Source organism: Lysinibacillus sp. CTST325, from assembly GCF_054665055.1.
Map to the genome: position 1 here is coordinate 470580 of NZ_BAAFHO010000001.1, position 26798 is coordinate 497377.

Below are 26798 nucleotides of genomic sequence, written 5' to 3' on the forward strand. Positions count from 1 at the left end.
TTAGCAATTAGTGATTTTTAAGAATTAATTAAAGTTTTTCGTCATTATTAACAAAATATACATCCATTTTGTTACGGAAGTATGTTAGTTGTCTTTTCGCATAGCGGCGAGAATTTTGCTTTAAGCTGTCAATGGCTTCTTCTAAAGAACATTTGCCATCTAGGTAATCATATAATTCCTTGTAGCCGATTGCTTGGATTGACTGCACACCTCGTATATTTTGCTGCCATAAGCCTTTTACTTCTTCTAAAAGCCCTTTTTCCATCATTATATCGACACGAAGGTTAATACGATCATAGAGTACTTCACGTGACATATTTTGCCCAAGCCCTATAATCACATGATTATAAAGTGGAACTTCTCCACGATTTTGGGCTTCGGATGCCTTTGAAACGCCACTAAGTTCAATCATCTCTAACGCACGTATAACACGACGAGTATTATTTGGATGAATTGTCTCTGCTGTTTGTGGATCAAGTTTTTTAAGCTTAGCATGCATTGCCTCTGGACCTAATTTCTCCAGTTCTGCATAATAAGCTTTCCGCGCCACCTCATCTACCTGCTCCTCTGTAAATTGAAAATCATAGAGTACTGCCTGCACATATAAACCAGAGCCTCCTACAATAATCGGTAGCTTACCACTCGCTTGAATTTCTGCAATTTTAGCTCGCACTAATTTTTGATAGTCTGCTACCGAAAAGGATTCTGTTGGCTCTTTGAAGCTTAGTAAATGATGAGGTACACCCTCCATCTCTTCCTCAGTAATTTTCGCAGTACCAATATCTAAGCCTCGATAGATTTGCATAGAGTCGCCATTGATGATTTCGCCGTTATATTTTTTTGCTAACTCAATGCTTAATGCTGTTTTCCCAGAAGCAGTCGGTCCTACGATTGCTACGACCTCTGCCTGCTGTAATTTATCTTGTATCATATTTTTCTAACCACCGTAATATAACTTGATAGACTGCCTCTTGATTGTCTTCGTTTAGGATTTCATGGCGCTTATCCTCAAATAAGTAGACCGTTACATCCTGTATACCCGCTTCTGCCAATTGTTGTGCTACAGCGTATACACCTCGGCCTTGTTCTCCGACTGGATCCTTACTACCACTTATCAATAATATAGGTAAGTCTTTTTTTGTTTTGGCTATCTCTTTTTTACGATTTAACGACATAAAACCTGTTGTTAAATCCACAAAAAATTGATTTGTTGGAATAAAGCCGCAATACGGATCATCTATATATTTTTGTACTTCGTCTTTCGCTGAACATAACCAGTCATACGCAGTCTTCGAATTTGGGAACTGTTTATTAAAGCTACCAAAGCTCAGCTTATTTAATAACTTACTCTCTGTATCTTTTCCAAGCTGTTTGGCCAATACTTTTGCTACTAAATTCCCCATCGTATGCAATGTTGTAACGTTTCCTGTTCCACAAAGAATCACATTATCCACTTGATCGCTGTACAATTGAATATATCTTCTAGTAATGAACGATCCCATACTATGACCAAATAAAATCAAAGGTACATCTGTAAATTGTTCATGCAATAGTGTAACTACTTCATGTGCATCCTCTACGACGCGATCAAATCCATTTTGTTCAGCAAAAAAACCTAGTGTTCCATTATAAGCTGCTGTTTCTCCATGCCCTCGATGATCATGCATTGTCACTGCATAGCCAGCTTCATTTAGGCTATTGGCAAATGTAATATAACGTCCACTATGTTCCGCCATACCATGTAAAATATGAATATGACCAATACATGGCTTCGATGGCTTTAATGTACGAGTAAACAGAAAATGACCATCTGACATTTCTATATAACGCATTGCCTACACTCCTTCCTCCATGAAATTTGTTGCATCAAAAATAGCTTGCTCTAGTTGAGCGACATAAGTATTTCTTTGTGACTCTGTATAGTTAAAATGTTGTTGCATAACTTGAATGACCTGCTGTTTATAACGTTTTACTCCATCAATATCGAAGTATAATAAGCCTGTTCGACGGATAAAGAAATCACTTGGTGTGTACACCATTTCCGCTTCGATACCATAAAGTAGCATTGCATGTAGGGCTAATGGCATCGTACTTCCATGCTCATGTAAATATTTCACCTGGTTATATAATGCATCGACATTCGTGCCATATTTTTGTACAAGCTGTTTTGCTTCATCATAATTTAGACCATACTGAACGCCCTCTTTAGCTTTATAAGTACTATAATCAGTGAAATTGATGGCATTAATGCCTTTTGCTCCAGAAAGTGATAACTCACGTGTTACACATGGACTTGCGTGCTTATATTTATGGGTTTTCACAATTTTATCAACGATTGTTTCTGCCATTTGACGGTAGCCCGTTAGTTTGCCACCCGCAATCGTCATTAGTCCACTCGGAGCCGTCCATATCTCATCTTTGCGTGAAATTTCGGATGGATCCTTCCCTTTTTCAAAAATAAGTGGACGCACACCTGCCCACGACGATTCAATCGTATCTCTTGAAATATTTGCGGTTGGAAAGACAGTTCTTGTAGCAGCAATTAAATAGTCAACATCCTCTTGGGTAGCGACAGGATGTACAGGGTCTCCCTCGTAAACTGTATCTGTTGTCCCTACATAGGCTTTACCATCACGTGGAATAGCAAAGGCCATACGCCCATCCACTATATCGAAGTACACTGCTTGTTGTAATGGAAAATCCTTTTGATCAAAGACAATATGAACTCCTTTTGTGAGACGCAATTGCTTTTTGTCTGCTACTTTATCCTTTTGGCGAACCTCGTCCACCCAAGGTCCAGTTGCATTGACGATTTGCGCAGCATGTACTTTGATCGTTTTCCCTGTAACATGATCCTTCACTTGTGCCCCAACAAGCTTTTTCTTCTCATATAAAAATTCTGTCATCTCCGCATAATTTAAACAAAGCGCTCCATATTCCACAGCTTTTTTCAGCACTTCAATTGTCAGACGGGCATCATCTGTACGATATTCAACGTAATAGCCACCACCAATAAGCTCATCTCGATTGAGTAAAGGCTCTAGCGCTGCCGTTTCCTGAACGTTTAACATTGTTCTACGTTCATGCTTTTTAACACCTGCTAATCGATCATATACCTTCAGTGCCATTGATGTTGTAAATGGTCCAAGTGAGCCCTTCTTATATAATGGTAGTAGCATTTTTTCAGGAGTGGTCACGTGAACAGCATTATCATAAACAATTTCACGCTCACGCCCAACCTCAGCTACTACCCCTACTTCAAGTTGCTTTAAATAACGAAGCCCACCATGAATAAGCTTTGTTGAACGGCTTGATGTGCCTGCAGAAAAATCCTGCTTCTCAATCAAAGCGACTGATAGCCCTCTAGATGCTGCATCAAGCGCAATACCAGCACCAGTAATGCCGCCACCAATGACTAAAACGTCAAAGCTATATTGCTCTAAAAAATGCATAATTTTAGGACGATGTTCAAATGAAAACATAACTTTTTCCCCCATTAGCTATAAATTGAAATTATGTGTAACCTCTACTCGTATGCCAGACTGTATAACTAGCAATAGCTTTAATCTTGTATGATGCTCTACCTATAAAATTCCTTTATGCAGCATGGACTATTCATATTGCTCTTGAATAGTCCCTTTTAATAAATTGTCAGGCGTTTCATCTACATTACCCGTTTAAACATTTTTTCCACTTCATACGTTGTAAAATGTATCAGCACTGGACGTCCGTGTGGGCAAGTAAATGGATTGTCGGCATTGCGTAAATCTTGCAGTAACGTATCCATTTGCTCTTTCGTTAAATAATGATTGGCCTTTATCGACTTTTTACAGCTCATCATAATCGCTGCTGCCTCACGTAATTTTTTGACGTCCGCCTTTTTAGTTGTCAGTACTTGTTCAATTAAGTCCTCAATAATTTCTTGTTCTTCTCCCTTAGGGAACCAGCTAGGATGCTCTCTCACTACAAATGAAGCCTGTCCAAATTCCTCTAAAAATACGCCAACAGCTTCTAACTCCTGACTATTTTCTCTTAATATAAGAGCCTCGTCAGCAGCATAATGGAATGTCAATGGAAGCAATAAAGCCTGACGCTCATTCGGATTCACCTGACCGACCTTTTCACGGAAAAATTCATATTTAATACGCTCCTGAGCAGCGTGCTGATCAATTAAATAAAAGCCATCCTCCATTTGTGCAACAATATACGTGCCGTGAATTTGCCCAACCACTTCAAGCGCAGGAAATGGTTCTTTAGCTGGCTCATCTTCTAGAATTTCCACTGGCTCCTCTAACTTCACTTCTTCAGGAGGATTCACTACTTCAGGAGAATTCACTTCCATCACTGGTGTCGGTTGCCAGTTATCTTCAATGGCAGTAGGGACGGCTTCAGGTTGTGGCACTATAGGATCTAATGTGTTCGATTCCTGCACTGTTTGCACATCATAAAGTTTTTCTACAATAGCATTCATTTTCTCCACATTAATCTTTGGTGCTGGTTTCCAAATATTTAACTGCTCCGTCGCAGGCTTTACCACTTTCTCCTTCTTTTCCATTAGCGGTACTCGTATAACATTGCGGATTTTCTCTCGTATGGTTTCTTCAATTAACTTAAGAAGCTCAGGCTCCTTACTTAAACGTATTTGATGTTTGGCAGGATGAACATTGACATCTGTTAAATAAGGATCACCCTCTATATAGAGCGCTACAATTGGAAAACGTTCTATAGGCAAGTACGTATGATAAGCGTCTACAATCGCTTTTTGTACCAAATAATGCTTCACCCAGCGCCCATTCACAAACAATGACATATAGTTTTTCGAAGCACGAGTCACCTCTGGTAGTGATACGAAGCCAGAAATTTTATAATCATGTGACTCTCCATTGAAGGATACCATTTTTTTCGCATTATGCACCCCGTAAATGGCAGCTAATACTTGCTGTACGTCTCCTCGCCCATTTGTTTGTAACAATTGCTGGCCATTATGCAATAATCTAAACGCAATTTGTGGATTTCCGAGTGCAAGTCGGTTCATTAGATCAATAGTATGTCCAAGCTCGGTCTGTATTGTTTTCATATATTTTAATCGAGCGGGTGTATTGAAAAATAGCTGTGCCACTGTAATATCTGTTCCCTTGCGCAAAGGGCCAGGTTTATGTGTAGCAATATGCCCACCCTCAAGCTCTAAATACGTTCCTGATTCACCATTAGATGTAATAAGTGTCATTTTTGACACCGATGCAATGGAAGCTAAGGCCTCACCACGGAAGCCAAGGGTACGAATACGAAATAAATCGTGTTCTTGATGAATTTTACTTGTCGCATGGCGAGAGAATGATATTAATGCATCCTCTTCATCCATACCACTACCATTATCAATTATTTGAATTGAAGTGAGGCCCGCTTCTAGTAAAAAAACATCAATGGACGTACTTCCTGCATCAATGGCATTTTCAACAAGCTCTTTTACTACAGAGGCTGGTCTTTCCACTACTTCCCCTGCCGCGATTTTATTGGACAGCCACTCGTCCATAATTTGTATTTTTCCCATAGCGCATCACTCCTTTACTTTTTTGCGTTTACTAGTTGCTGCTGTAATTCGTATAAAATATTCATCGCTTGCATTGGTGAAGTGCCTAGAATATTTACTTTTTCTAGGTTTTTAAGCACCTCTGACTCTGTTGGAGAGATTGGTTCTCCCTCCGAAAATAGTGACATTTGAACTGGCTTTTCAACAACTTCTTGTACTACGGCTACTTCGCTTCTGACTTCTTTTCCAGCTTCATTTCCAGCCTCGAAGTTTTCAAGCAGCACTTGTGCTCTTGTTAAAATTTCCTCTGGCAACTGTGCAAGCTGTGCTACATGAATGCCGTAAGATTTATCGGCAGCGCCCTTTTTCACCTTATGCAAAAAGACAACCGTGCCATTTTTTTCAGTTGCAGAAACGTGTACATTTTGCAGTCGAGGAAGCTCCTTTTCAAGTGCCGTTAATTCATGATAGTGAGTTGAAAACAGCGTGTTTGCTCCAATTTTGTCATGGATGTATTCCATCATGGATTGAGCAAGACTCATACCATCATAAGTAGATGTCCCACGACCAATTTCATCAAACAGCATTAAACTATTTTTTGTAGCATGCGTAATGGCGTGCTGAGATTCTAACATCTCCACCATAAATGTTGATTGTCCCGCAGCTAAATCATCCGCTGCACCGATGCGTGTAAAAATCTGATCTGTAATTGGTAATCTAGCTTTTTCAGCAGGCACATAACAGCCCATTTGCGCCATGACAACAATTAGTGCAACTTGACGCATATACGTACTTTTACCGGACATATTCGGACCTGTAATCAGCATCATATTATTATTTTCCTCAAGTACACAATCATTTGGTACATACATTTGCTTATTAAGCATTTTTTCAACAACCGGATGGCGCCCTTCAATAATTTCTAGCGAACGTCCGCCATGAAACTCCGGCTTCGTAAAACGATATTTCTCTGAAACACTTGCAAAGCTTAATAGCACATCAAGCTCACTAATGCTTGCCGCTAATGCTTGGACACGTGGAATAAACGCCTTTAATTCATCACGAATTGCCACAAACAAGTTATACTCTAACGTTAAACTTTCTTCCTCAGCATTTAAAATTAATGCTTCTTTTTCCTTAAGCTCCTGTGTAATGTAACGCTCGGCATTGGCCAAAGTTTGCTTACGTTCATAACGTGTTAAATCTGCTAAATGGATATTAGATTTCGTAATTTCAATATAGTAGCCAAAAATTCGATTGTAGCCAATTTTTAAGTTTTTAATGCCAGTTTTCGTCCGTTCCTCTTGCTCTAGCTGCGCAATCCAATCCTTCCCATTACGAGAAGCATAGCGTAGTTCATCTAAGCGCGCATCATAGCCATCGCGAATGACGTCACCCTCTTTAATTGTAATTGGTGGATTGTCTGTAATAGCACGAGCTAATAGTGCCTCTACATCTGCACACGTATCAAGCGCTACGCCTAGCTTTTGCAATGTTTCTTTATCGGTACCAAGTAATTGCTGCTGAATGGCAGGTACTTGACGCAATGAATCACGTAGCTGCGCTAAATCTCGTCCACCAACATTACCAAAAGCTACACGTCCAGCTAAACGCTCTAAATCATATACTTGTTTTAAAGAAGCTTGCAGCTCTGTTCTTACAAAGTATTCCTCTAATAAATCAGTGACGTTTGCTAATCTTTCTTCAATAGCAGCACGTGAAGCAAGAGGTTGGTGTAACCATTGCTTTAACTTACGTCCCCCCATTGCTGTCACTGTATCATCTAACAACCATAAAAGTGTGCCCTTTTGATCGCCACCGCGAATAGATTGAATAAGCTCTAAATTACGCTTAGAGCTAGAGTCAATACGTAAATAATTTTTCATTTCATTGTAAGTAAATGCTTGAATATGTGATAAAGAACGCATTTGTGTTTTATCGATATAAGCAAGCAAACGAAGGCACGCAATTTGTAAATCATTTGGCACCGCATCTAAATAATGTGCGGCTTTATCCATTGTCATTTCATCTGTTCCAATAGAAAGGACGATACCTGCGTTTACTGCATGCTCTGCTAATAGAAGCTGCAAACTTTCCGTTACAATTAATTCACGAATACCGTATGCCTGCATTTGCAATAAAAGTGCCTTACCGTCGCCCTCAATCGAGGAGGCTACCGCTTCACCTGTAGATAAGTCTAAATAAGCGTAGCCAAATGTCATATCGTCGAATTGCTCCGCAGCACCAATAAAATGATTGGTTTTACCATCAAGCGACTTACCTTCCATGATTGTACCTGGTGTAATAAGCTGTACAACTTCACGCTTCACTACACCCTTTGCTTGCTTTGGATCTTCTGTTTGCTCACAAACTGCAACCTTATAACCCTTTTGCACAAGCGTTTCAATATAATTTTTTGCCGAATGATGCGGAACGCCACACATTGGAATACGCTCTTTTGCACCCGCATCTCGACTCGTTAATGTAATTTCTAAAAGTTGAGAGGCATTAATAGCGTCCTCAAAAAACATCTCGTAAAAGTCGCCTAATCTAAAAAATAAAAAGGCATCCTTGTAATCTTCCTTTACCTGCAAATACTGTTGCATCATTGGTGTATATGTTGTCATTTTAAAATTTACCTCACTCTAACCATATAGATATTTTTATTATAACAAAAGATACATGCGAAACGCTTAATTCACCTTTTTTAAGATGCTAGCGCTTCGCATGTATAAAATCTTCAGTATTATCTTGATCGTTCATCAGGAAACGATGAGGACTCTAAAACATACCTACCTTCTTCACTGGAGCTAGACGAGGAGCTGGAACTAGAGCTAGATGAAGACGAAGATGAGCTCTCATCAAAGTTCCATTCCTCTTCGAAATCTAGTGGATGTACACTAATGCAAATCGTCGTTTCTCCCATTACTTCTACTACAACTTCACGTTCTACTACGATTTCAAACTTCGTACCACACGGAGAAATGATTGCCTCTATGCAGTTTGGCTCTTGAATAACACGTACACGAACATCATCACCAGCACTCACTTCGCCTTCTCTAAATGAAAGCTTCACTTTGTCTTTATAGTGCACCGTTTCAGAAAACACCGCTGTTTTCGAATGACTACTATAGGCATACCATACATTGACATCAAATTTCCCCGATACTTCTACAAACTTACCGACTTTTTTCGCGGAGCAAGTATGATTGATAACCCAGCACCCGAGTATACTCGTCGGTTTATTCGATGGACTTAATGTTACACGTTCTTCCGTTCTCTTCTTCCCTTTGGCAACTACTGCTCTCGTCACGATTTGTCGTAAACGTTTCAGCGCAATTCCTCCTTTGACTCTTTTCACTCCATCATATGCAGGTAGCGCCCATTGGGTGAACATATATTTTTATAGAATGTGATTACTGACTTTTTTCATCCTAAGTCGTCTGAATTGCACTAATTTCCACGAGTATTAATCAATTATGACGAGGCATAATTGTAGCTGGCGCTTTGCTTTCGCTACAGAAAACATTTGTAGCTGACGCTCCGTTTTCGCTACAGAGAACTCATTTGCCATTGTCGTGCAGATAAACAATGCGTCCGAACCGGCTTTGTGCTTTGGCCTGCATGAAGGTCGATACGATGTCGGTCATTTCGGTAATGCCCCAGGACGCGGCGTTCTTAAACTGAGTTCCTCTAATTCAGCGGATGTCTTTTGTGCCGAATTCGTAGCGACAGGTACGGATGTTTAGACACCCACCGAAAGAAATTAAACACATAAAAATAGCCCGAATGCTAGCATTCGAGCTATTACTTTTATTATTTTTATGAGCAGCTGCCTGGTGTTGTATTGGCTACGTATGAGCCAGTTTCTCCACGAAGTAAATCTCCACCAGTTGAGCGAACAATCTCATTTGTAACATTGTTAGCAATTGTGTTCGAAACCAATTGCAATAAATCATTTACATCAACTTGAGATTCTTTAAATTGTTGAACCACTGGGATTGAGTTGATTTCTTCTTCAATTTTTGCGATTTTATCTTCAATTAATTTAAGCGCTTTTTCTTTCCCCAAGTGTTGGAAGTTAACAGCTTGTTTCTGTAGGCTTTTTAGGCTTGCAATACGCTCACGCACTGATTGATTTTCATTAATTTGTGCTTCGGCCTTTTTGAAAAATTCAACTTCTGGCGTATTGGCAATCATATGCGCAATTTCGTGTGACTTCTTGATTAAATCATCTTTTGTATATAATACTTGTGACATTTACGCTTCCACCTTTTCATTTTTTACTATTTCTACGAACTCACCACTTAGTGAATAAGAAGTAGCCTCGACTATTTTTACCTTCACTAATTGACCAATTAAATCTGCTGGCGCTTTAAAGTTTACAAGACGATTTTTACGCGTATAGCCAGCTAACACATCCTCGCGTTTTTTACTTGTACCTTCGACTAAGACTTCTACTATTTCACCCTTCAAGCCCTCTAATGCTTTGCGAGAGTACTCCCCTACAACTTCATTTAATCGTAGAAGACGTTCTTTTTTCACTTCTTCAGGTACATTATCCACCATTTTGGCAGCAGGTGTACCCTCACGAGGAGAATAAATATAAGTAAAGGCCATTTCAAAGCCTACTTCACGGTACAAGGATAATGTCTCCTCAAATTGCTCCTCTGTTTCATTAGGATAGCCTACGATAATATCAGTCGTTAGTGTTACTTCCGGAATAGCCGCCTTAATTTTTGCTACTAAACCAAGGAAATGCTCACGTGTATACTTACGCGCCATAATTTTCAGCACATCATTTGAACCAGATTGTACTGGTAAATGAATATGTTCAACTAAGTTACCACGTTTTGCAAGAACTTCGATTAAATGATCATCAAAGTCACGTGGATGACTCGTTGTAAAACGAATGCGTGGAATATCAATTTTTCGTAATTCATCCATTAAATCACCAAGTCGATATTCAATATCCTCAAAATCCTTACCGTAAGCGTTGACATTTTGCCCCAGCAGCATAATTTCTTTATAGCCAGCAGCCGCTAGTTCACGAACTTCAGCAATGATTTCGTCTGGACGGCGACTACGCTCCTTACCACGCGTATAAGGTACAATACAATACGTACAGAATTTATCACAGCCGTACATAATATTTACCCAAGCTTTAATGGAGCCAAGACGTTTTTTCGGCAGATTCTCAATAACATCGCCTTCTTTAGACCAAACCTCAATGACCATTTCCTTAGACATATATGCTTCTTTTAAAATGTTCGGTAAACGGTGAATATTATGTGTACCAAACACCATATCGACATGTGGATAACTTCTTAAAATTTTATTTACAACTGATTCTTCCTGTGACATACAGCCACAAACCCCAATAAGCATTTCTGGATTTTTACGTTTATATTTTAGTAGGAATCCCAGTTCTCCAAATACTTTGTTTTCTGCATTTTCGCGGATGGCACACGTATTCAGTAACACGATATCAGCCTCATCAATTACATCTGTAGGCGTATAACCTAGCTGCATAAAAATCCCAGCCATCACTTCCGTATCATGCTCGTTCATCTGGCAGCCATACGTACGAATATAAAAAGTACGCCCCGTACCCATACCTGCAAACTCTTCTGCAATGTTAAAGTCCTTATGGTACTTAACTTCTTCTTTCCCACGTTTTTTAGCATCTTTTAATGAAGGTGCCGTAAAGACCGTTTCAAAATATTTACTATAATCCTTTTCAGGCTTGTCTTCTTTTTTTGGTTGATTGACTTGTTGATTTGCTAAGCGTTGTTCTTCATTCATTGCAATCAGGTAACTCCTTTCAAACGAATTCCATACATTTGAATTCCCATTTTACTATTATACTGAATAATTGCTACATCCTACAAGGTTTGCGTACTAAATGTCGCGGTTTAGACTTAATTACTCTTAGCTAGATGAATATTTTCGTTGGGTTGAGGGGGGCGTTAGTTTTGCGGGGGAGGGGAGCTATCCGTCGGTTTGAGTGTTCTATCCACGACTTTGGCGGTTCTATCCGTCGCTTGGACGACTCCTTCCGTCACTTCGTCAGTTCTTTCCGTCGCTTTGGCGATTCCTTCCGTCTCTCCGCCGGTTCTTTCCGTCGCTTAGACTTCTATCCGTCACTTCGCCGGTTCTATCCGTCGCTTGGACGACTCCTTCCGTCACTTCGTCAATTCTTTCCGTCGCTTTGGCGATTCCTTCCGTCGCTTCGTCGGTTCTTTCCGTCGCTTTGACTTCTATCCGTCGCTTCGTCCGTTCTTTCCGTCGTTTGGACGACTCCTTCCGTCGCTCCGCCGGTTCTTTCCATCGCTTGGACGACTCTTTCCGTCACTTTGACTTCTATCCGTCACTTCGTCAGTTCTTTTCGTCGCTTTGGCGATTCCTTTCGTCGCTTCGTCGGTTCTTTCCGTCGCTTGGACGATTCCTTCCGTCGCTTCGTCAGTTCTTTCCGTCGCTTGGACTTCTATCCGTCGATTCGTCGGTTCTTTCCGTCGTTTGGACGACTCCTTCCGTCGATTCGTCGGTTCTTTCCGTCGCTTGGACGACTCTTTCCGTCACTTCGTCAGTTCTTTCCGTCGCTTGGACTTCTATCCGTCGCTTCGTCAGTTCTTTCCGTCGCTCCGCCGGTTCTTTCCGTCGCTTGGACGACTCCTTCCATCTCTCCGGCGGTTCTTTCCATCGCTTTGCTCAACCAACCCATCACCTCTCCGAAGCCCATCCACCACTTTTCCTATTAATAAAAAATCACCGAAGATATCCATCAACGGCGACATATATTATAGTTCTATATATTGTTTTTGGCGTTGATCAAAGCCAACAATCGATTGAACGCCATAGCTTTTTAGTAAATCTGTATTCGCAAATGTGTATTTGCCTAAATCGTCTGGGAAATGCGCATCTGAGGAAACTGTAAAGGTTACACCGTGTTCAATTAAAATTTGCAAGAAACGTGGGCCTGGGCACATTTCCTTTACTGGATAGCGATAATATAAGCCGGCATTTATTTCAGTGGCAGTTTGTGTGGTCACAAGTGCCTTTGCAATTCTTTCATACCAAGAGTCCAGAAAAGCCGTGTCCTTCACTTGATAGTCGAACACTTTAAAGTTGTCTAAATGCGCCACAAAATCAAACATATTCGAGAGGATCATTTTTTCTACTGTAGCAAAAAATCGTGCAAAGTTTTCCTGTAAGGCTGCTGCATCCATGTCCTCAAATATGTATTGTGTTTGAGGATTATCAAAGCCCCAACCATCCACAAAATGGACAGATCCGATAACATAATCCCACGGATAACCTTCTAATAATGATGCTAATTCTTCCTCACCACCGACAAAATAATCTGCCTCGATGCCAAGCTTTAAGGAAATTCCATGACGACTCCACTTTTCCTTTGCTTGATTAATAATTGAAACAAAATCATCCATGTTTTCCGTCATCACACAATCAAGCCAGTAACGCTGAGCTCTACCAACTTCATTGTCATCTAATTGCATATATCGCTCAAAGTATGCTCGCGTCTCCTTGAAACGATATAGATGGTCGACAATCCCAACCTCGCGCAAACCAAGCTGCTTTGCTTGTTGTAAATATAAATCTAACCATTCCTCACTATAGCAACCATTCTGTAAATGCTTTGATAACTGCTGCATTTGTAGCTCTATAAATGCTTTAGACCCTTTCGCTGCTCCTTCTTCTTCATTAAAAAAGTTAATTGCCTGAGAAGTGCGTTCTAGCCAACGAAATGAGTATGGGCCCTCCTCTAAATGTACATGATAATCAATCATCCGATTTCCCTCCATTGCATACCGTCCACTTTTCCTCATACATTTGCCATTCCAATGGGCAAGCTATATCACAAAGAATTTCTGAGCACTCTTCTATGTGACATATTTGGTAAAAGGACTTTCCATTTATTTTAGATGCATCCGCTAATAAAAAGTTCATCTTGCTACGGTCAAGCATTTTTTTAGAAATTAACGATTCATCTAAATCATAATCGTACACGATACCTTCACTTATACCACCACACGATATAAATGTTTTATCAAAATTCATATTCCCTAATAATTCCAATGTCATAGCTCCTGCGACAGAGGATTGCCTTGGGTTGGTCGTTCCTCCAAGTAATATGACTTTGCCTGTCATCCGCCGCTCTTCTATAGCCAAATTAAATTGTACAGCTGCAGCGATCGAATTGGTTACGACAGTTATATCGTCGACTGCCAATAAAAAATCTGCAATATGCACCGTCGTTGTCCCTGTATCAACCGCAATTGTATCCCCGTCACATATACGACTAGCTGCTAAACGAGCTATATCGCGCTTTGCTTCTTTTTGCATTTGAAGCTTACGCAAAAATGCTGGTTCATTTCTAACGTTCGTATACTTTACAGCTCCGCCGTGTACTCTCGTTAATAAATGCTGTTGCTCTAGTTCATCAAAATCCCTACGAATCGTTTCCGGTGCCACTTGTAATTCTTCTGCAATAGTGGCAACAATAATTTTTTCATCAGCCTCTAATTGTTTTAAAATAAATTCAAAACGTTCAATTTTTGCATATGTCATGATAATGCAATCACATCTTCTTTCGCCACATAGCACACATAGTTCTTACCCAGTTCAAACGAGTGCCCTCGTTGGTGCAACTGCTCCATCGTAAAGAGACATTCACCCTCTAACGTTGTCCGAATAACATTGCCACTCATTATTGACTGCTTCGCCTCTCCATTCATACAAACATCCCCCTGTCTCTGATCGAGATGTATGGCTTCTGGTCGAATCGCAAATTTTGAGTATTCTTTTGGCAATGCCTCGCCAATCATTTTCTCAAGGGCTTGACGCGTAAAAACATTGTAATGCCCGATAAAATTAGCGATAAATTCACTTTCAGGGCTTGTATAAATCGCAGTAGGAGTTCCACTCTGTGCAATCATCCCATTATTCATCACAAATATTCTGTCAGAAACAGCCATTGCTTCCTCTTGGTCATGCGTAACTAAAATCATCGTTATACCTAGCTTTTGTTGAATAGCTCGTAAATCTGCTTGAAGTTTCTTACGAATTTGGGCATCTAACGCACTGAGCGGCTCATCTAACAGCAATACTTTTGGACGTACAATTAATGCTCGAGCAAGGGCAACACGCTGCTGCTGACCTCCTGATAATTCTTTCGGATATGCCTTTGCTTTTTCACTTAAATGTACGATTTCAAGTATTTCTTGAACACGTTGCTCCACTTCAGCAGTATTTACTTTTTGCATGCGTAAACCGAAGGCTACATTTTCTTTCACCGTCATATTTGGAAATAGTGCATATGATTGAAACACCATACCAACTTGGCGATCCTTTGGTTGAACACCATTCATATCCTTGCCTTCTATGATAATTTTCCCCGCAGATGCATCTGTTAAGCCTGCTAAAATACGTAGAATTGTACTCTTACCACAGCCACTCGGACCTAAAAGAGTTATAAATTCACCTTTTTCAATCTTCATATTTATATTTGATAAAACCGTCGTTGATCCATATTTTTTATGAAGTCCTTCAATCACAATATAACTCATAGATTTGTAGCACCTTTCGATCGTTTCGTTAATGTTGCTATAGCGAACGTTAATAAGCCCATAAGAACGATATAAATAAAGACAACTGCACTAGCAATATGTCCACTTGTACTAAGCTTCTTCATTAAATAAATTTGCACCGTTTCAAAGCGAGAACCGACAACAAGATTAATCAGGACAAATTCTCCAAAAAGTACGGAAAACGATAATAATGCACCTGCAAATAAGCCTGGGTAAACAGTAGGTAATAATATTTTGGTAAATGCCTGCAATTTCGATGCTCCCAGTATTTGCGCTGCATCTAAAAGCTGCCGTGCATCTACATTCCGTAAACTATTGCGTGTTCCCTGATAAATGTATGGTAGGATACCGATAACATAGGCCCCTAAAACTACGAGAATCATCGGCACACCAAATTTGGTGTAAACACGGATGAGCCCAACTGCTAAAATAATTCCAGGAAATGAATACACCATCACAACAGCCATTTGGATCCATTTTTCGTATTTCGGAAAATACAACACGATCACAAAAATAGCCGGTACGATAACGAGCAATGCAATTATTACAGCCCCACTAGACAATAAAACCGAACGTCCAAACGCCTGTATAAATTCTGCATCCTGAAATAATGTAGCAAGCCATTTAAATGTTAATCCTTCTGGCAAAATGGTCTTATTCCAATTCGTCGCAAAGGCATAAAGCATTGTTGCAACAACTGGCAACACTAAATACGCCACTAACAGGAGGAAAAATAAATCAGCAAAGCCTCTTTTTTTCACTATAACTTCCTCCTTGTTTTTGAAATGCTCCATTCACTTAATAGCATCGCCGTCACCATCGTTACTGCTAGTATTACTGCAATAGCACTTGCCAGCTCTGGTTGTGCAAAAATATCTCCCTTAATAAGAGAACCAATACGAATGGCTACTAAATTGTAATTACTGCTAGTTAGTGCGTAGGCCGAGGCATACGCTCCCATTGCATTAGCAAACAATACGCTAAATGTTCCAACAATCCCAGGAAGCATAACAGGGATCCCAATCTTCATCCAAAACTGCCAAGTAGAAGCTCCTAGTAATGCTGCTGCGTCCTTCCATTGTTGCTGTATTCCATCATAAATTGGGTATAAAAGCATTAAGGCTAATGGTAGCTGAAAATAAATATAAATCAGTAACAAGCCACCCCAGCTATAAAGAGAAAAGGACGATAATGTCCCAATGCCCCATTTATCGAATAGCAATGTAAAGAGCCCACTATTGCCAAGTAATACGATAAAGGCAAAAGCTAACGGAATACCTGAAAAATTTGATGTTAAATTTGTTAGGATTAAAATTTTCTCACGCACTGGCTCAGAAAATCTCATAATCGCATAAACAGCAAATAGGGTAACAATTAAGGCAATGACTGCCGAAATAACGGACAGTGTAATACTATTTGTAAAGCCTTGTAAAATGTAATCATTCGTTAGTACAGATTGATATTGTGCGAGTGTAAATCCATCACTATTTTGAAAGCTTGTGATGAGCATATACAGTAACGGTACTAAGAAAAATAACAAGACAAGTACTAGAAAAGGAGAAAGCCAGGCAACTGTTTGCCGTTTTGAAATCAAAACCATCACTTCTTTCTATAGTTAATAGCGGCCATTTTGATTAATCATTATTATTAATTAGGCTCATCATCATAACGTGGGGTTGATTTCCGTTCCGGCTGGGCGCTTTCCTGGGGGCGTCCGATGAGCCGCTTCAGGGTCTCATCTGTGACGCTTATCCCCAAGGAGTCGCCCAGCCTCCACTCCAATCAACTAATACATGGCATACGTTTTAAAAATGGCATCCCAACTTTTTTAGTGATGAGCCAATAAGAGAACTCATTTCTAATAAGGGCTACTCAATTTCCCTGCTGGAAGCTTCCCTAACACGCCCGAATAATGTTGTTAAAATTAAGCCTTTTTTAATGAATGCATCCCCTCTAATAACAAGGGAACCATTTCATCAGAAGGTTCGATATTTAATAAATGACAACACAGCGGAGCAATTTGTAACTGTGATACAACCTCATCCTTAATGCCTGCTCTAACATGATTCGAAATAACAAACATCGGTACATGGCGATCCTCAACTGTTGTGCCTCCATGATTACCATCACTCGTCATCCCATGATCAGCTGTTACGATCACTTCATAACCCTGCGCAAGACATTTTGGGATAAATAATGATAATAATGCATCAACTGCTAAAACACGATTGCGATATTGTGCCGAATCAGCCGTAAATTTATGACCGTCATCATCTACATTCATCGGATGAATATATAAGAAATTTGGTTGCTTTTGATCCATTAGCCAAGCAGCTTCAGCAAATAAATGACTGTCTGGATAGCGATCCTCGAAGTAGAACAATCCATTCTCAATCGGCAATTGAGTATCTAATTGTAGCCTGTCCTCCATATGCACAAATGGTGCACGATTGTATAGCTCACTTACCCAATAATAAGCAGCAGCTGCTGTAGACAGACCGTTTTCTTTCGCTAAATGAAATAAACTATTTTGCGTGGATAAACGTACTGTCATATTGCTCGTTACTCCATGTACAATGGGTGGTGTTCCCGTTAAAATTGTTTCATATAATGGCCTTGATAGTGACGGCACCTCTGAGCAAACCTTGTAGCGTGCTGCAATTTTACGTTCAACTAAATGGTGCATAAATCCCATATGGGTACAGGCAGTGTCAAAGCGAAGTGCATCTACGACAATTAAAACAACTTTATTATTTTCCATGAATTAATACCTGCTCTTGATATAGTTGTGGAATTTGCTTTGTTGTTTCTTCCCATTTCTTTTGGTCTTTTACTGGCTGTGCATTTTTGTACATTTCTGCAGGTAGTAATAGCTTTTGAACATCTTGAGACAATTGAACCTTGTCACGAATTGGACGAGCATAACCTTTCGCTAAATTTTCTTGTCCTGCATCGGATAAAATGTATTCACGAGCTAGCATTGCAGCATGAGGGTTTTTAGCGTATTTATTAATGATCGTTGCATAGCCTGATGTTACAGATCCTTCTGAAGGAATGACGACATCAAAACGTTTCTCATCAATTTGGTGTCGATAGCCAAGTGCATTAAAATCCCATAAGATAGCTACGTCAATTTCACCTTTTTCTAAATTCGCTACAGTTGGATCTCCTTTTAAACGCCCTTGTTTTGCTAAGTCAGCAAAAAAGTCTATCCCTGGTTGGATATTCGATTCATCGCCACCAAAAGCCATTGCAGCTGCTAAAATAGCAAATTGTGCTTGATTCGCTGTTAAAGCATCACCAATGCTGACTGTGTAATCTCCGTTTTTAATGTCCTCCCAAGATTTCGGGGCATTTTTGACGTTGTTTTTATCAGTTAAAAATGAAATGGTTCCAGTGTAGCCCACGATCCAATGGCCATCATTATCCTTTGCCCAGTCAGGTATTTCATCCCAATATGATGTTTTGTACGGTAATGTTAACCCTTTGTCCTTGGCAATCGGTCCAAAGGCAATTCCGACGTCACCAATATCCGCAGTGGCATCATCCTTTTCTGCCTCAAACTTTGCTAGCTCCTCAGCACTCGACATATCTGTATCCTTATGCTTGAGGCTATATTCAGTACCAAGCTCTTCCCAAGTCTCTACCCAGTTAGCCCAAGTATCTGGCATACCGACAGAATTTACAGTGCCTTCTTCTTTTGCTTTTTTTGTAACCTCTTCAAGTGACAAATCACTTTTCACTTCATTCGAACTAGATGAACCGTCAGAACAAGCTGCCAACATTGAAATTGCTAATGCTCCGATTAGACCTTTCTTCCACAACTTTTGAATTGCCATGAGTTGGAACCTCCATTTGTTTATGTTTGTTTTCATTTGCCTTACAACATTTATGTTAGGAAACAAACATTAAGCAAGTATGGAGGACGTTAAAATATTCAGTAAAAATTATTAAGGAATTATGAAAATCTATGAACTATTATTAATTGAGGGGGGATTGTAAAAGTTTTTTAGAGGAAATAAGAAGGAATCTAGTTTTGTATGCGCACGTTTATGTAGCTTTCCAAGACGTGCACATACTCTAGATTCATTTTATAAACCAAGAAAATCTGCATATGTATGCGGCTCGTTTTCCTTTAAAATTGTTAAAAATGTAAAGGCAAGCTGTACAACTGACCACCATCTCATATTGTAGGACATCTCAAAGTGGGCAGGTTCTAATGTAAAAACATCCTGAAAAATATCAAGTGGATCAATTTTTTCATCTTTTAATATCGAGAGAAAACCTAAAAACAACGTATGGTCCTTGACCTCAATCATTTTTCCATCAACAAGTGCATCAATATTTTCTGGTTGATGAAAATTACATTGTGTCGCAACATACCTTTCTAAATCCTGGGCACGCTGCCTTTCTTCGCGTTCTTTTTTCTTTGCAATAAAATCAATGACGTTATCCACGTGCATCGCCTCTTCTTTTTTTCTTTTATTGTAGCATTTTTTACAATACGATTGCCCGAACACACTCCCCATTTTTTCCTTTCCACCAAAAACAAAAAGAATGATATTAGCAAATTTGCCAATACCATCCTTTTATCAAGATACTTTATAAGTGTGTTAACCAACCATTTCTATTAATTAAAGGCTCGTCACCATAGCGTGGGGTTGATTTCCGTTCTGGCTGGGCGCTTCGTTGATTGGGCTTGGGCTTGGGATTGGGATTGTTATGGTCACTTTACCCCCACCATCTGATAAATCATTGCCAATTAGCATTGTTCCACCATGACTCTGAACAATGGATTGGGCAATATAAAGTCCCATACCATGGTGATTCCCTGCATTTCTACTTGGATCTCCGCGATAAAATTGTTTGGTAGCCTCATTTAAATCTCTCGGAGAAAATCCACGGCCGCTATCGGTAACAGTAAACTGAATAAAGTCAGCAGCGCTTTGAACAGTTAATGTCACCTTTCCGTTTTCAGGTGTGTGTTCTACAGCATTGGCAATAATATTTAAAATCGCTCGATAGAACCGCTCTTCATCGATCAATATAAGTGGAGGAATCATTTCCTTTTGGACATCTACTTGAAGCTTTTTTTCCAACGAAAGAGCTCTCATTTGATCTTCTACTTCTATCATAAATGCATCCGTTTTAACATTCGTTTTTTCACGAACGATATTTTTCTCCAAGTTTGATAAATCAATTAGCTCTTTCGTGAATTTTTCTATTTCCATTGTATTTTTTAAAATATAGTCATTATATTCTCTTTGACTATCATCTTGATCAGTATCCTGTAAAAGTTCTGCATTCCCCCGAATAATTGTAAGAGGTGTTTTCAGATCGTGGGCAAGAGCAGAAATTTGTTCTCTACGTGTCTGCTCTGTTTCCCATTGCTGTTTTAACGAGTTGTTTAAAGCCTCTCTCATCTGCTCTAGGGAAATAGATATTTCATCTATTTCACGAATTCCTGAAGGGTTTATCGTAAAATCTAAATTTTGATTTTGTATTTTTTCAATGGCCTCCTGCAAGCCAAACATTTTCTTCTTAAGCTTTCTTCCAAAATGGATTGCAAGGACAGTTGCTATAGTTATAACCCCTATAATAAATAATAGAATATCTAACAGTTGCGGATTAGGTAAATACTTCCTCATAATAACCGAACGATACTGAGGTACTAAATAATATCGTAATATACAAATCTCATTTTCTCGCTCTATAACCGAGTAAAATTGGGCGATACCTTGAGCTTGGTCTTTTTTCATTGCATCCCAAGCTTTGAAAGCTTCCTTCTCTGAAAGGTTTCCTGCAATAAGTTTACCCTCTTTAGAAAAGACGGCGTAATCAACAAGATCTGGAATAATATCAGCTGTAACCGAACTACTAGATGCGATACGATCCTTTGATAATGAAATTTGTGTTTCTGCATAATTTGCTGGTAATACGATGTTGGTAGAAAGAGCAAACAACGTTAAACAGATCAGTAATACTACTAACAGAATGGTTCCTAAACTTAGAAAAAGGAGATATCGAAGAAAAAAAGTATGTAGTCTTGTGCCTTTAGTGGGCTTCATTGTCTCCATTTATATCCGATCCCCCAAACAGTGTCAATGGCGTCAACATTAAAAGCATGTAGCTTTGAACGAATATTTTTAATATGCTCAGTAATAGCCGTACTATCACTCTTCCCATCAAACCCAAAAATAGTTTCATAAATCTTTTCTTTCGAAAACACCTGTCCTCGATTTCGAGCTAGAAATTCGCATATTTCATATTCACTTTTTGTCAGCATTACCTTCTCTTCATTTACAAACAGCTCTTTGCCCGAGAGATTGAAGTGAACATTATCTACAAAAAGAATACTACGTCTCTCTCTTTTTTCGCGTCTCAAATGCGCATTCACTCTTGCACGAAGCTCCCCAATGCCAAACGGCTTGATAATGTAATCATCTGCGCCAAGACCAAGACCATACATTAGATCCTCCTCCAATGACTTAGCCGTTAAAAAAAGAATAGGACAATCTACCGCATGACGTATTTGGCCACATAAAGTAAATCCATCAATTTCGGGCATCATCACATCCAATAAAATTAAATCGAAGGCACCAAGATCCATTTTACTTACTTCTGTTGCATCAGAGACTGCCGTTACTAAATGCTCGTCTTTTAGTAATGCATTTTTTATCAATACTAAAATACCTTTTTCATCATCTACTGCTAATATTTTTGCCATATTTCTACCCTCATCATTTTCCCTAACCTTCTGTTTTTCTTCCTTCCCATTTCCAAAACCATAAACAAGAAAGGACTAATGCGAGCAATGTCCCGCATACTGAAGCAATAATACCTTCCTGTAGTCCTATTTCCACTGTCGATAAGTCAACCCCTGACGCCTTCATTGCCCATAATGAAACAAAGTGACCTCCCCAACCATAAGGTATGTATGACCAAATACCATCACCTAGTCCAGTGAGTAGTAAGGCTACTATTAGTGATCCCACAATACCTAATCCGATTGAGGCACCTTTCCCAAAATGAAGACTAACAAAAAAATGTAAAATATATAAAAATGCAAAGCTTACAAATAGAATACATCCAGCTATGAAATAAAATTGATAACCAAAAGTATCTTCATGCAAAAGTTCAATAAAACCAACACTAAAAATACCGAAGGACAGTAATATTGCTCCAAAACTAAATAACAATAACAGTAGCAACTTACTTAAATAGGCCACTATTTTTGTTTTAGTAGCTGTTAGCATCTCCTGAAAATGTCCTGCATTTGCTTCTTGCTCCGCTGCCATTGCACACACTAATCCAATAATAATTGGAAACCCGCATGCTACTGCTTGAAGATAAGCCGTTACCCTATCATTGAAACCCCATGGTGAATAAGTATAGTATGCTAAAAACATCCCTGAAATAATAATCGGTACAATTAGATGTGTGAGCAAAAATGGCGTTCTTTTTGTTTTAAGAAACTCTGCTCTAAGTAATCTTAACATTACCATACACTATTTCGCCTCCCTTTTCTGAAACCAACGTGCAGTAAGGAAGCTGATTAAAGCAAACCATACTAAAGCTATTAATATACCTGGAACTAAAACCGACATGCTTAATAACGGGCTGCCCTCAGGCACAGGCAGACCATTTGGTAAAATCTTTAATGTTGGACATATTAGTCTTGCTGTAATGGCGTAAGGAACACTATACCAAAAATCCCCATTTGCAAATGCAATCATGCCAGCAATATTGGCAACTAAATTTATAAAAATAGCCATATAAGTTCCTAATTTTGCCGCAAGGAATAAACAAAGTGGAATTTGCCATAAAAACGTTACGAAAATTAACAAACTACCTGTAAGACTATTAATGAAAGAATAGCTATTACCAAATAGTATTCCACCAGCAGTAATACCAGCAAAGAAAATAAATGTAGTTACTAACAACCAGGCACTACATGCAAGTATTTTGCCAAACCAAATCTTCTTCAGATTGAACGGCATTGCGAGAATACTATGATATTTCAATTTAGCATCTTTTTCGATCACCAATGCACAACATATCGTCAGTGCACCCGGCAGGAGCATTGTATACCACCAATTATAAGCGCCACTTTGAAAAAACTTTCCTCCCATTAACATTGCAGTTAGTAATATCACTACAATAGGCGCTAGCCAAACTAATTTAATAATAAAAGTCTTTTTCCACTTTAATCTTTCAGCCTTCATAATTGATATCATGTTACATGCCCGCCTTTCTATTGGCAGACACTACTTGCATAAATAATGATTCTAATTCCTGACCTTGAGGAGCAACTCCCTGATAGCCTAATTTCCCTCCCGCAATGATGCCAATTTCATCAACAACTTGCTCTACCTCTGACAGGATGTGGCTAGATAAAATGACTGTAATCCCTTGCTCAGGAAAAGAGCGAATCAGTTTTCGAAGCTCTTGAATGCCAATTGGATCAAGACCATTTGTTGGCTCATCAAGAATTAAAAGCTTTGGATTGTTTAATAGCGCAATAGCTATTCCTAGTCGCTGTTTCATCCCTAAAGAAAACTGCCCAGCTCGTTTTTTTCCTGTATTGGTCAAGTCTACGATTCTTAATACCTCGTCAATACGCGATTCTGGCAATCCAAGGGCAATCGTTCGAACCTTAAGATTTTCTCTTGCCGTTAAATTTCCATAAAGCGGTGGTGTTTCAATTAATATACCAATGTCTTTTAAATCATTTCGATTCCATTCACGGCCATTAAAAAGTATCTTTCCCGCATTCGGACGCAGCATACCTGTTATCATTTTTAACGTTGTCGATTTCCCCGCACCATTTGGTCCGAGTAAACCGTAAACAGTATTTCGTGGTATCGTCAACGACAAATCCTCTACAATTTTTTGCCCCTTAAAGCTTTTACTAAGATTCTCTGTTTGTAAAATAATATCTTCCATAATCATCTTCCTTTCGATGATTATAGTGTAGAAAATGATTATAAGGATTTTATAAGGATGTCAAATTTTTTTGCGGAACAACATTAATAAAGTATGACTTTTCGGCAAAACGAGAGGTTGATTTCTGTTCCGACTGAGCGCTTTGTTGTTGCTGACGCTTCGCTTTCGCACAGAGCAAAGCTTCCTGGGGGCGTTGGAGCAACAGATTTTTTATGCTCGAAAGGGTAGCGGCAGCATCCGTATACAAAGTTACCGGAAAAGAGTGACTTATTTTAGTGAAGTACGATTAGCATTTATCAAACTGAAGCTGAATGATATTTGGATTAAGTAGGATTTCACAAAAAAACAAAACATTCCTGCTTGTTTTATTTGCCTTGAACAAGTGGGAATGTTAATGGTGTTTCTTTTATCAAAGTTTCGACATATTCACTGAGATAAACATTTAATGACTCTAATAAAATTTTAATATACTACTATTTACTGCCGACAAGGCTTAAATGCTTGTTCTTTTTTTCTGTATACTATCAATAAACCAATTAAACTTAATAATAAAAGTATCCAAGGAAAAGAACCTGCTCCCATTTGATTTAACATTAATCCACCTACAAATCCACCACCAGCTACGGAAAGATTGAATATCGTTACAAAAATAGATTGTGCAACATCTGCACCTTCTCCGGTAGCATCTGCCATGGCTGTTTGCAATAACGTTGGTGCTCCGCCAAAAGTTAGTCCCCAAGCAGCTATGGAAAGAAAAATGAGCAGTGTCATCTCATTTGCGATTCCTAACACCAAGGAACTAATTGCAAAAGCTCCCAGACTAATTATTGTCATCAAGCGTAAATGATGATCAATATATATACCAATGATCCAAATGCCTACTATCGACGTAATTCCAAAAGTAAATAAAGCAAAACCTACATGATTGGCAAGTCCGACATGAGTCATGTATGGAGCAATATAGGTGTAGAGAATATTATGACCCAAGATCCATACCAATACAACACACAGTATTGGACGTACACCAGGCAATCTGAGGATCTCATAAATAGATTGACGCTGTCCGGTAGTTTGTCCAGGATAATCTGGTACTTTCTTGTATATCCATATCATTAACAGAAGTGTCCCCCCGCTGATAATTAAAAAGATGGCTTGCCATTCCAGATACATCCCCAACCAAGTTCCAATTGGTACACCCAGTGACAATGCAATCGGCTGTCCTGTTCCTGCGATGGCTAGTGCACGACCTTGTAAAGGCGGTGCTACCATACGACGCGCATATCCTGCTACCAGCCCCCAGAGCAGTCCAGTAGCCATTCCTGCAATAAAACGTAATATCAAGGTAAGCACATAATACGGTGAAAGTGCTGTTAATGTATTGGCAAAAAACAAAATACATAGTGCCATTAACAACACTTTTTTCCGGTACCATCTTTGTGTTAATGCAACAAGTGGGATAGCTGCTACAACCGATCCAATTGCAAAAAGTGTAACAAACTGACCTGCCAATGCCTCTGAAATATCAAGCCCTTGACTGATTTGCGGAAGTAAGCCGGCAGGTATCGTTTCTGTCATAATGGCAAGAAAACTGGCAACTGATAGTGCGATGAGATTCCATATTGGGAGTTTTTCGGTGTGTAATGCATCTTGATTGTCTAGTCTAATCGATTTATTCACCTTTTTTCCCCGCTAATCCGGAAGCTGCTATATCTTTGTCACCATGTCCTTTATCAACCGCACGTTGAAACCTTTGTAATCCGGCACGTGTAATATCTACTTGTAATGCTTCTTTTTCCATAGCCGTTACCACTAATTGAGCATCTTTTACTGCATTTGTAACTGAAAAACTGGTTGTATAATCATCCGTCAATATGGCATTTGCTTTTTGCTGAAAATAAGCATTATCCATCGGTCCACCTGTTACCACATCTACAACCAACGCCGGATCAACACCCAATTCTTTTGCGATAGTTAAGCTCTCGGCAACACCATGTGTCAAAGCGAAAACCCAGCTGTTTAATGCTAATTTCAAACGACTGCTAGTTCCAGGTTTTTCAGAAACCCATACCGTGCGTTTTCCAATGGCTTCAAAGATTGGTTCCATCCTCTTTCTATATTGAGTTGGACCAGAAGCCAAAATAATAAGCTGTCCTTGTTCTGCTGGCTGTTTTGTTCCTTGCACAGGAGCATCATAAAAGATTAACTCATGTTGATTGGCAAAGGACGCTAATTCATCAATGTTCGTTCCAACCGTACTCATCTGAATCCAGACTGTCCCTTTTGATAAACTTTCCTTTACAGATTGCATTACTTCTAATACCACGGGACCATCTTTCAAAAGACTTATAATGACGTCTGTGCCTTGTACTGCTTCTAGCGGTGTATCAAATACTGTAACTCCAACAGATTGAAGCTTTTCTGCTTTCGAACGTGTCCGATTCCAAGCACGCACTTCAAACTTATGTTTTTGTAAATTTGCAGCCACAGGAGCACCTATAATTCCTGTACCAAGTACAGTGATTGTTTTTACTTCTGATTTTATACCATTAATATGAACCATTTATATACCTCCCGTAAATAAACTATTATCAAAATACAATCCTTGGTACTGCTCAAGCCCTTTTCAATTAAGCATCTATCCCCCCTAATCAGTCTGTTAATCCTCATTATGATAGAAGTTTTGACTTTGTGTTCTAAAAAATAATGCATTTGTA

Annotated in this window: 25 protein-coding genes; 2 read left to right on the forward strand and 23 right to left on the reverse strand. The window is 39.3% G+C overall.

All coding sequences use genetic code 11. From position 1 onward, the window contains the following. Positions 1–28: 28 nt before the first annotated feature. From miaA to miaB, 8 genes are all read right to left on the reverse strand, one after another. Positions 29–931 (reverse strand): tRNA (adenosine(37)-N6)-dimethylallyltransferase MiaA, encoded by a 903-nt coding sequence (gene miaA / locus ACYQ73_RS02435; RefSeq protein ID WP_460010991.1) that lies wholly within the window; start codon positions 929–931, stop codon positions 29–31. Then, positions 918–1832 (reverse strand): alpha/beta fold hydrolase, encoded by a 915-nt coding sequence (locus tag ACYQ73_RS02440; RefSeq protein WP_460010992.1) that lies wholly within the window; start codon positions 1830–1832, stop codon positions 918–920. The genes miaA and ACYQ73_RS02440 overlap by 14 nt, the downstream gene beginning before the upstream one ends. Before the next feature lie 3 nt (positions 1833–1835). Then, entirely contained in the window at positions 1836–3482 is a 1647-nt protein-coding gene (locus ACYQ73_RS02445) for a glycerol-3-phosphate dehydrogenase/oxidase (RefSeq protein ID WP_460010993.1), read from the reverse strand. A 182-nt stretch (positions 3483–3664) separates the two neighbouring features. After that, entirely contained in the window at positions 3665–5551 is a 1887-nt protein-coding gene (gene mutL / locus ACYQ73_RS02450) for a DNA mismatch repair endonuclease MutL (protein WP_460010994.1), read from the reverse strand. A 14-nt stretch (positions 5552–5565) separates the two neighbouring features. Further along, positions 5566–8157: a DNA mismatch repair protein MutS gene (gene mutS, locus ACYQ73_RS02455; RefSeq protein WP_460010995.1), complete on the reverse strand. Its 2592-nt coding sequence runs from the start codon at positions 8155–8157 to the stop codon at positions 5566–5568. 119 nt (positions 8158–8276) lie between these two features. Continuing rightward, positions 8277–8927: an outer spore coat protein CotE gene (cotE, locus tag ACYQ73_RS02460; protein ID WP_460010996.1), complete on the reverse strand. Its 651-nt coding sequence runs from the start codon at positions 8925–8927 to the stop codon at positions 8277–8279. A 425-nt stretch (positions 8928–9352) separates the two neighbouring features. After that, positions 9353–9790 (reverse strand): YlbF/YmcA family competence regulator, encoded by a 438-nt coding sequence (locus ACYQ73_RS02465; protein WP_460010997.1) that lies wholly within the window; start codon positions 9788–9790, stop codon positions 9353–9355. Then, positions 9791–11335, reverse strand: a complete 1545-nt coding sequence (miaB, locus tag ACYQ73_RS02470) for a tRNA (N6-isopentenyl adenosine(37)-C2)-methylthiotransferase MiaB (protein WP_460010998.1) — start codon at positions 11333–11335, stop codon at positions 9791–9793. Between the two features lie 170 nt (positions 11336–11505). On the opposite strand from miaB, the gene ACYQ73_RS02475 reads away from it, so the two are divergent. After that, positions 11506–11787 carry a hypothetical protein gene (locus tag ACYQ73_RS02475; protein ID WP_460010999.1) on the forward strand — a complete coding sequence of 94 codons (282 nt, stop codon included), beginning with the start codon at positions 11506–11508 and terminating at the stop codon, positions 11785–11787. Positions 11788–12330: 543 nt separating this feature from the next. Here the strand turns inward: ACYQ73_RS02475 and ACYQ73_RS02480 are convergent. From ACYQ73_RS02480 to ACYQ73_RS02500, 5 genes are read right to left on the reverse strand one after another with little or no spacing between them, the layout of a single operon-like run. Continuing rightward, entirely contained in the window at positions 12331–13338 is a 1008-nt protein-coding gene (locus ACYQ73_RS02480; RefSeq protein ID WP_460011000.1) for a histidinol phosphate phosphatase domain-containing protein, read from the reverse strand. Next, positions 13331–14119 carry a DeoR/GlpR family DNA-binding transcription regulator gene (locus tag ACYQ73_RS02485; protein WP_460011001.1) on the reverse strand — a complete coding sequence of 263 codons (789 nt, stop codon included), beginning with the start codon at positions 14117–14119 and terminating at the stop codon, positions 13331–13333. The genes ACYQ73_RS02480 and ACYQ73_RS02485 overlap by 8 nt, the downstream gene beginning before the upstream one ends. Then, a complete protein-coding gene (locus tag ACYQ73_RS02490) occupies positions 14116–15117 on the reverse strand; it encodes an ABC transporter ATP-binding protein (protein WP_460011002.1) in 1002 nt (333 codons plus the stop codon). Before ACYQ73_RS02490 ends, ACYQ73_RS02485 begins: the two co-directional genes overlap by 4 nt. Next, complete coding sequence (locus ACYQ73_RS02495) at positions 15114–15899, reverse strand: ABC transporter permease (protein ID WP_460011003.1); 786 nt, start codon at positions 15897–15899, stop codon at positions 15114–15116. The genes ACYQ73_RS02490 and ACYQ73_RS02495 overlap by 4 nt, the downstream gene beginning before the upstream one ends. After that, a complete protein-coding gene (locus tag ACYQ73_RS02500) occupies positions 15899–16738 on the reverse strand; it encodes an ABC transporter permease (RefSeq protein WP_460011004.1) in 840 nt (279 codons plus the stop codon). Before ACYQ73_RS02500 ends, ACYQ73_RS02495 begins: the two co-directional genes overlap by 1 nt. A 117-nt stretch (positions 16739–16855) precedes the next feature. On the opposite strand from ACYQ73_RS02500, the gene ACYQ73_RS02505 reads away from it, so the two are divergent. Beyond that, a complete protein-coding gene (locus tag ACYQ73_RS02505; RefSeq protein WP_460011005.1) occupies positions 16856–16984 on the forward strand; it encodes a hypothetical protein in 129 nt (42 codons plus the stop codon). A gap of 78 nt (positions 16985–17062) precedes the next feature. On the opposite strand, the gene ACYQ73_RS02510 is transcribed toward ACYQ73_RS02505, so the two are convergent. The 10 genes from ACYQ73_RS02510 to ACYQ73_RS02555 all read right to left on the reverse strand — a co-directional run bounded on the left by ACYQ73_RS02510 (position 17063) and on the right by ACYQ73_RS02555 (position 26644). Beyond that, positions 17063–17899, reverse strand: coding sequence for an alkaline phosphatase family protein (locus ACYQ73_RS02510; RefSeq protein ID WP_460011006.1), 837 nt, complete (start codon positions 17897–17899; stop codon positions 17063–17065). Then, on the reverse strand, positions 17889–18977 hold the full coding sequence (locus ACYQ73_RS02515; RefSeq protein ID WP_460011007.1) for an ABC transporter substrate-binding protein: 1089 nt from the start codon (positions 18975–18977) through the stop codon (positions 17889–17891). Before ACYQ73_RS02515 ends, ACYQ73_RS02510 begins: the two co-directional genes overlap by 11 nt. A 252-nt stretch (positions 18978–19229) precedes the next feature. Continuing rightward, positions 19230–19601: a 2-oxoglutarate ferredoxin oxidoreductase subunit beta gene (locus ACYQ73_RS02520; RefSeq protein ID WP_460011508.1), complete on the reverse strand. Its 372-nt coding sequence runs from the start codon at positions 19599–19601 to the stop codon at positions 19230–19232. A 171-nt stretch (positions 19602–19772) separates the two neighbouring features. Beyond that, positions 19773–21101 carry a sensor histidine kinase gene (locus ACYQ73_RS02525; protein ID WP_460011008.1) on the reverse strand — a complete coding sequence of 443 codons (1329 nt, stop codon included), beginning with the start codon at positions 21099–21101 and terminating at the stop codon, positions 19773–19775. Positions 21102–21202: 101 nt separating this feature from the next. Beyond that, a complete protein-coding gene (locus ACYQ73_RS02530; RefSeq protein ID WP_460011009.1) occupies positions 21203–21865 on the reverse strand; it encodes a response regulator transcription factor in 663 nt (220 codons plus the stop codon). A gap of 22 nt (positions 21866–21887) precedes the next feature. Beyond that, positions 21888–22643 carry a lantibiotic immunity ABC transporter MutG family permease subunit gene (locus ACYQ73_RS02535; RefSeq protein WP_460011010.1) on the reverse strand — a complete coding sequence of 252 codons (756 nt, stop codon included), beginning with the start codon at positions 22641–22643 and terminating at the stop codon, positions 21888–21890. A gap of 3 nt (positions 22644–22646) precedes the next feature. Further along, entirely contained in the window at positions 22647–23375 is a 729-nt protein-coding gene (locus tag ACYQ73_RS02540) for a lantibiotic immunity ABC transporter MutE/EpiE family permease subunit (protein WP_460011011.1), read from the reverse strand. 1 nt (position 23376) lies between these two features. Further along, positions 23377–24084, reverse strand: a complete 708-nt coding sequence (locus tag ACYQ73_RS02545) for a lantibiotic protection ABC transporter ATP-binding protein (protein ID WP_460011012.1) — start codon at positions 24082–24084, stop codon at positions 23377–23379. Between the two features lie 477 nt (positions 24085–24561). Beyond that, entirely contained in the window at positions 24562–25761 is a 1200-nt protein-coding gene (locus tag ACYQ73_RS02550) for an MFS transporter (RefSeq protein ID WP_460011013.1), read from the reverse strand. Next, the gene (locus ACYQ73_RS02555) at positions 25754–26644 is read right to left on the reverse strand and encodes an NAD(P)-dependent oxidoreductase (protein WP_460011014.1); all 891 of its coding nucleotides are present in this window, start codon (positions 26642–26644) and stop codon (positions 25754–25756) included. Before ACYQ73_RS02555 ends, ACYQ73_RS02550 begins: the two co-directional genes overlap by 8 nt. Between the last annotated feature and the right edge of the window lie 154 nt (positions 26645–26798).

Excerpts from the sequence above, each read along its gene's own strand:
- miaB (WP_460010998.1), bottom strand. The coding sequence starts at position 11,335 with ATGAATGAAGAACAACGCTTAGCAAATCAACAAGTCAATCAACCAAAA.
- ACYQ73_RS02510 (WP_460011006.1), bottom strand. The coding sequence starts at position 17,899 with ATGGAAAATAATAAAGTTGTTTTAATTGTCGTAGATGCACTTCGCTTT.
- ACYQ73_RS02530 (WP_460011009.1), bottom strand. The coding sequence starts at position 21,865 with ATGGCAAAAATATTAGCAGTAGATGATGAAAAAGGTATTTTAGTATTG.
- ACYQ73_RS02480 (WP_460011000.1), bottom strand. The coding sequence starts at position 13,338 with ATGATTGATTATCATGTACATTTAGAGGAGGGCCCATACTCATTTCGT.
- ACYQ73_RS02445 (WP_460010993.1), bottom strand. The coding sequence starts at position 3,482 with ATGTTTTCATTTGAACATCGTCCTAAAATTATGCATTTTTTAGAGCAA.
- ACYQ73_RS02440 (WP_460010992.1), bottom strand. The coding sequence starts at position 1,832 with ATGCGTTATATAGAAATGTCAGATGGTCATTTTCTGTTTACTCGTACA.
- ACYQ73_RS02545 (WP_460011012.1), bottom strand. The coding sequence starts at position 24,084 with ATGGAAGATATTATTTTACAAACAGAGAATCTTAGTAAAAGCTTTAAG.
- cotE (WP_460010996.1), bottom strand. The coding sequence starts at position 8,927 with ATGTTCACCCAATGGGCGCTACCTGCATATGATGGAGTGAAAAGAGTC.
- ACYQ73_RS02500 (WP_460011004.1), bottom strand. The coding sequence starts at position 16,738 with ATGGTTTTGATTTCAAAACGGCAAACAGTTGCCTGGCTTTCTCCTTTT.
- mutS (WP_460010995.1), bottom strand. The coding sequence starts at position 8,157 with ATGACAACATATACACCAATGATGCAACAGTATTTGCAGGTAAAGGAA.
- ACYQ73_RS02465 (WP_460010997.1), bottom strand. The coding sequence starts at position 9,790 with ATGTCACAAGTATTATATACAAAAGATGATTTAATCAAGAAGTCACAC.
- mutL (WP_460010994.1), bottom strand. The coding sequence starts at position 5,551 with ATGGGAAAAATACAAATTATGGACGAGTGGCTGTCCAATAAAATCGCG.
- ACYQ73_RS02520 (WP_460011508.1), bottom strand. The coding sequence starts at position 19,601 with ATGCACGTGGATAACGTCATTGATTTTATTGCAAAGAAAAAAGAACGC.
- ACYQ73_RS02535 (WP_460011010.1), bottom strand. The coding sequence starts at position 22,643 with ATGGTAATGTTAAGATTACTTAGAGCAGAGTTTCTTAAAACAAAAAGA.
- ACYQ73_RS02485 (WP_460011001.1), bottom strand. The coding sequence starts at position 14,119 with ATGACATATGCAAAAATTGAACGTTTTGAATTTATTTTAAAACAATTA.
- ACYQ73_RS02515 (WP_460011007.1), bottom strand. The coding sequence starts at position 18,977 with ATGGCAATTCAAAAGTTGTGGAAGAAAGGTCTAATCGGAGCATTAGCA.
- ACYQ73_RS02540 (WP_460011011.1), bottom strand. The coding sequence starts at position 23,375 with ATGATATCAATTATGAAGGCTGAAAGATTAAAGTGGAAAAAGACTTTT.
- ACYQ73_RS02555 (WP_460011014.1), bottom strand. The coding sequence starts at position 26,644 with ATGGTTCATATTAATGGTATAAAATCAGAAGTAAAAACAATCACTGTA.
- miaA (WP_460010991.1), bottom strand. The coding sequence starts at position 931 with ATGATACAAGATAAATTACAGCAGGCAGAGGTCGTAGCAATCGTAGGA.
- ACYQ73_RS02490 (WP_460011002.1), bottom strand. The coding sequence starts at position 15,117 with ATGAGTTATATTGTGATTGAAGGACTTCATAAAAAATATGGATCAACG.
- ACYQ73_RS02505 (WP_460011005.1), top strand. The coding sequence starts at position 16,856 with ATGAGCCGCTTCAGGGTCTCATCTGTGACGCTTATCCCCAAGGAGTCG.